Annotated in this window: 2 protein-coding genes; one reads left to right on the top strand and one right to left on the bottom strand. The window is 53.5% G+C overall.

The genetic code is table 11. The features are described 5' to 3' along the window. Window positions 1–427, bottom strand: a 427-nt coding sequence (locus GT355_RS16410; protein WP_192928039.1) for a transposase, incomplete at its 3' end; no start/stop codon positions are given. 369 nt (window positions 428–796) lie between these two features. Here GT355_RS16410 and GT355_RS16415 point away from each other — a divergent pair. Beyond that, complete coding sequence (locus tag GT355_RS16415; RefSeq protein ID WP_160135621.1) at window positions 797–2992, top strand: CRISPR-associated helicase/endonuclease Cas3; 2196 nt, start codon at window positions 797–799, stop codon at window positions 2990–2992. The last annotated feature ends 2058 nt before the right edge of the window (window positions 2993–5050 follow it).

Genomic DNA, 5050 nt, shown 5'->3' on the forward strand with positions numbered 1-5050 from the left:
TCGTGACTTTGAGCGTCTGAACGCGGTAGTTGGTGCGGTGGCAGTAGTGGCGGCTGGCGCGGTCTCGGTCGTAGAACGTGGCATCGAGGGCGGCGTTTTCGGATGGGTCGTGCAGCTGCGCCGACTGGCGCAGCAGCACTCGACAGAGGCCCATCTCGATCCGATCGAGAGCCTTACACAACGTCGACGGCGCAGGGAGATCGGCCGGCTTGAGGCCGATCTCCCGAAGTATTTGTGGCATCTCTTGCAGGAGGTCGATGGTCATCCGGTAAGTGGTATCGAGGTAAATCCGGAGACAGTGAAGCGATACGAGGGCATAATCGGCGAATCCGCCGCCACCGTTCGGGGCGGCGGATTCGTCTCCATCGCCAGTAACGTTTTGAGCCACCGAGACGCACCGCTCGGTGAAGCGAGAGATTTGGGTCATAGCTAACACAAGTCTCTCGCTTCAACGCCTTTGGTTTAGCGACCGATCCCGTCGCCGTCTAGTGATTCAACAGAGCCGAACATTCCGAACGCGATTTCTTATATACGAGACGAACTCCCTAGCGCGAAATCCTGGATCGATACCGCTCAGACTACCCTCCAACGACGGCCTATTGGAAAATTCGGATCCGCTCCTGAAAATCACAATGTCAAAGCGCTCGCCCAAGTTCGACACATTGGAGCAAACGACAACTGCCGAGAAATCGCGAATAGACTGATCAGAGAAGCGAGCGACGACAGGGGCTCATGGTCGGAATTCGCTGACAAGTTCGAATCGGGTGACATTCAACGCGAAATGCGAGAAGCAGTAATGAAACACGTGCTCTCAGGTACACTCGATATGGAGGCATTTGCTGGCAGTACCGCTGACGAGAGTAACGATGAGCAGTGGTACGAGAATTTGCTTCGGACATATTCGTCCATCCAACTCGCTGATGGTACTGCTGCGGGAGGAATCTCAGATAAGGCGCTTGAGGCACCGAAATTCCCGGCTGATGCAGTCCACAGCAAAGTAGAGGGTGTATCTGCTGGTGCCGCATCAACAGGTGTGAAAGGTGCGCTCAATGCTATCCGCAGTGATATTCAACAATATATCGTCGACCAGCTACGCAGCGGATTAGCTGGCCGTCTGAATGGTGGCGGAGTTGTCCGACTTACTCTCGATACTGGCTATGGAAAGACTCTCGCCTCGGGGCTATTCGTTGAGGAACTTCTAGCTCATCAAGCCGGAACGCTTGACAAAAACGAAGAGAGCACAGACGCACGCGCGATCTACGCTCTCCCGTTCACCACAATCGCAGATCAGACCGCCAGTGTGTTTGAGGAGGCGTTTTCAGCAGCTGGCGTCGATCTAGAGGACGCCCCACTCGCACTCTCGATTGATCACCACCGCGCTGAAACACCTACTGACCGCGTAGCGGAAGAACGAGAGGTTTCAACGAGAGGAGCCGAGACGATTCTTTCCTCATGGCGGGCGCGTATGACGATCACGACTACTGTCCAACTCTTTGAATCGGTCGTCGGTCCATGGCGTTCACAATCTACGAAACTTCCAGCTCTGGAGAACGCAGTCATTGTTGTCGACGAACCGCAGGCAATCCCAATTGCTTGGCGTCCGCTTGTCAAGCGGGCGATTGAAACACTGGTTAAGGAGTACGGAGCCACGATACTCCTCATGACGGCGACACAGCCATTCCTTATCGGGGAGAATGGGGTTGAGGGTAAATCAGGTGTTGAGGTAGTAGACCTCATCAGTGACGACGAGATCGACACAATCGAACGCAAAGCAATGGAAGCTGCTGGAATTGACGATATTCCCAGTCGGACTCGCTATCACTTTGATGAGAGTGTCTCCCTAAGCGATGAAGAGGGAATTGCGCCAATCAGCCACCAAACTGCAGGACAACGAATAGTGGACTCATTCATTGAGGATAGAGAACCGCTACTTGCGATTTGCAATACGGTTGAGAGCACGCGAACACTGACCGATGTAGTTGAATCGTGCCTCACAGCGAGCGAATCTTCGCCCCTTCAGGTTGGCTCCTTGTACGACGAATTACTCGATCCAAATGATGAGCGCACATCTACCGAAGCAGTCTCTCCCAAAATGCTTACTGAGAATATAAAGGAGAGAGTCAGAGAAGGGCGAGTCCCAGTCTTCCACCTGAGCCGACAGATTTCAGGAACCAAACTATTCACGATGATTGAGTCGATGAAACACCTTACTGAAGGCGACGAGCTGTTTCCACATATTGTCGTCTCCACCCAGCTAGTCGAAGCAGGTGTTGATATTAGTTATCGGCGAGTATTTCGGGACTTCGCGCCACTGGATTCGATTGTTCAAGCTGCAGGTCGGTGCAATCGCTCTTTTGAATGGGGGATTGACGGAGGAGACGTTGAGGTGTGGACGCTTAAGTCACCAGGTAAAAAAGGGAAACTGCCGTGCGAGGCGGTTTACAGCCGATCTAGATCAGACATTTCATCTACGATTTCAGTCAACACCATTCGGCGATCGCGAAATGCTATTGACCAACTTCACCAAATAGTGGAGAGAAACGTGAGTGAGAATGGGTTCACTGAGTCGGAACTGTCCACCGCCGTCGAGAGCTATCACCAAGACCTTGCAAGTGTACTTTCAGAAATCAGCGAGAGTGATGACATTCTTCTCCAGGCGTACAGTCGTGGTGATGGCCGGACGCTTCGTGAAGCTTCGCTGATCGAAGACTTGTTCGAAGTCGATGTTGTAATTTGCGCTACGGAGGGCGATTTCGCTCTCGTTGAAGACTACCGAGAGGCTGTTAAGGAAGAACAATGGGAGACAGCGACGCATTTGCGCCGCCAGCTTACACAGCTCTCTGTCGCCGTCACCGTCTATTCGTTTGACTCCGACCGATGGGAGACCCTTAGCGAGCTCAGTCAATTACTACCAGAGAGCGATGGAGATGAGCGCGTGGTCGCTCGCTCAAGCTTAATTGTCGACGAGCGTAACGGAATTCAATTCAACTGACTCGTGGTGAGTTGTCGACCCCTGGGGATTGAGAAGGTATTGAGGGTCGACGGATTGTAGGTGTCATGACCGGAGGGATTAAGCTGTGAGACCCGCCATGTGGCAATGGTTACAGACGGACCCTCGTAGGGTTGAAGCAGATGGTCGTGGTCATGTGTTGGAAGGAGTGGTCAGGTTACAGACGGACCCTTGGAGGGTTGAAGCGGCAACGAGGGGACGTTCGGTGATGCGCCCGCGGCGTTACAGACGGGCCCTTGTAGGGTTGAAGTGCACAGCAGTTCGCGGTGGACGTAGAGGATCTTGGTTGTTACAGACGGACCCCTAAGCAACGTCCGTATCAGCGACGAGGACTTTGATGAATACCGTTACAGACGGACCTCTATAGGGTTGAAGCACCCGACGCATATCCCGGTCTATCGAGTACGACCTGGTTACAGACGGACCCCTGGAGGGTTGAAGCAATCACGAACTCAATCCGCGAACGAACAACCAGCCTAGTTACAGATGGACCCTTGTAGGGTTGAAGCTTGATGTTCCCCACGATGCGGACCGAGGGGTCGCCGTTACAGATGGACCCTTGTAGGGTTGAAGCGGGATGTTGGAGATGCGGTCCGAGCCAATATTGTAGTGTTACAGATGGACCCTTGTAGGGTTGAAGCGTGCAGTGGTTCTGGTTGTTGTCTCATGGTTTCGTGTTACAGATGGACCCTTGTAGGGTTGAAGCTGATAGCACGCCGGGCATCCCACCTGGACGCACAGTGTTACAGGCAGACCCTTAGAGGGTTGAAGCATACCGTACGAGTGGACCATACTAAGTCTATACCAGAGTTACAGACGGACCCTTTGAGGGTTGAAGCTTCTGCGCAAGGGCATCCGTCGCGGTTGCCATGTCAAGTTACAGACGGACCCTCGTAGGGTTGAAGCACGAAGGTTCGCGAGCGCGTGGTCGAGGAATACGACGTTACAGACGGACCTTTGGAGGGTTGAAGCCGACCAACGTTTGCCCACACGGCACGCGAACTCACGTTACAGACGGACCCATGTAGGGTTGAAGCGACACTTGGCTCTTGCATTACCGGGACGGACACATTATAGACGAGCTGTCCGTCACAGGCAATCTCAGACAAGCGCCCCGCGCTCAGTCGGCCCTGGTATGAAGCTAAAGTTTTCTACCAGACTGGCGGAAAGTGGGGTAGCTATAAGTCAAATGCGGGGGTGGCAGAAAGTAGTGGACCCGGAAGTTGAGAATTTGATTACTGTAGCGGCACTGTGACCGGTTTTTCATTCGTGTTCACTCTGAAATTCGGGCTCCTAAGGCTCGTAGCCGACCTTCGCAGTGAAAATTCTCTATAGAGGTTACACAACCACGAGGTGGAGATAGCGCGACCGCTCACCAGATTGCTCGCACTGCGGGAGTTCTCAGCTATCCAATACCGGTCTTCTTCACTATCGTCAGGACGTCGTTTGCAGTCACAAGCGGAGCTGATGAGACATCATCAAACAGCGAGAGTTGAACAAGTAGGTCGACCAATCGCCAGATCGAGTACAGTAGGCACGCGAACGCGAAGTAGAAGAATCGCAGACCGAACTGTTTTGAGGTGGTCTTAGCCATGAACTGTTTGACTTTCTTATATCCGACCTCGATCTCTTGTCGGCGGTGGTACCATCGAACAAACCGTGTGATAATGTGTATTTGCTCTATCCCACGGGTTGGGTCGTCGTCAGTAGTGAGATCTGTGAGGTCGGGATGATTGGTTTGAAAGACAGTCGGTACTTCCCAACTGATCAGCGACATCACTCGCCGTTCCCGGATCTCGTCTACTGAACCATGATCGATCTGGCTCTTGCGTCTCCTTCGAGCGGACTCACGCTACTCGTGAGTCCGCTCAGGTGTTGATTTCGGGGATGCTGGCGAGTGCTGTTGCTCAGGAACCACGAGCCGCGCTGCGGACTCGATCAGTCCGCAGCGACGGCGTAACTGTCCGGCACGCCGATCCCGTTCGTGGCGATCGACCACCGGCGACCAAGCTCACCGTCGAGTTCGTGTTTGGTCCACTC

It is taken from the genome of Halococcus salsus (assembly GCF_009900715.1).
Classification (GTDB): Archaea; Halobacteriota; Halobacteria; order Halobacteriales; family Halococcaceae; genus Halococcus; species Halococcus salsus.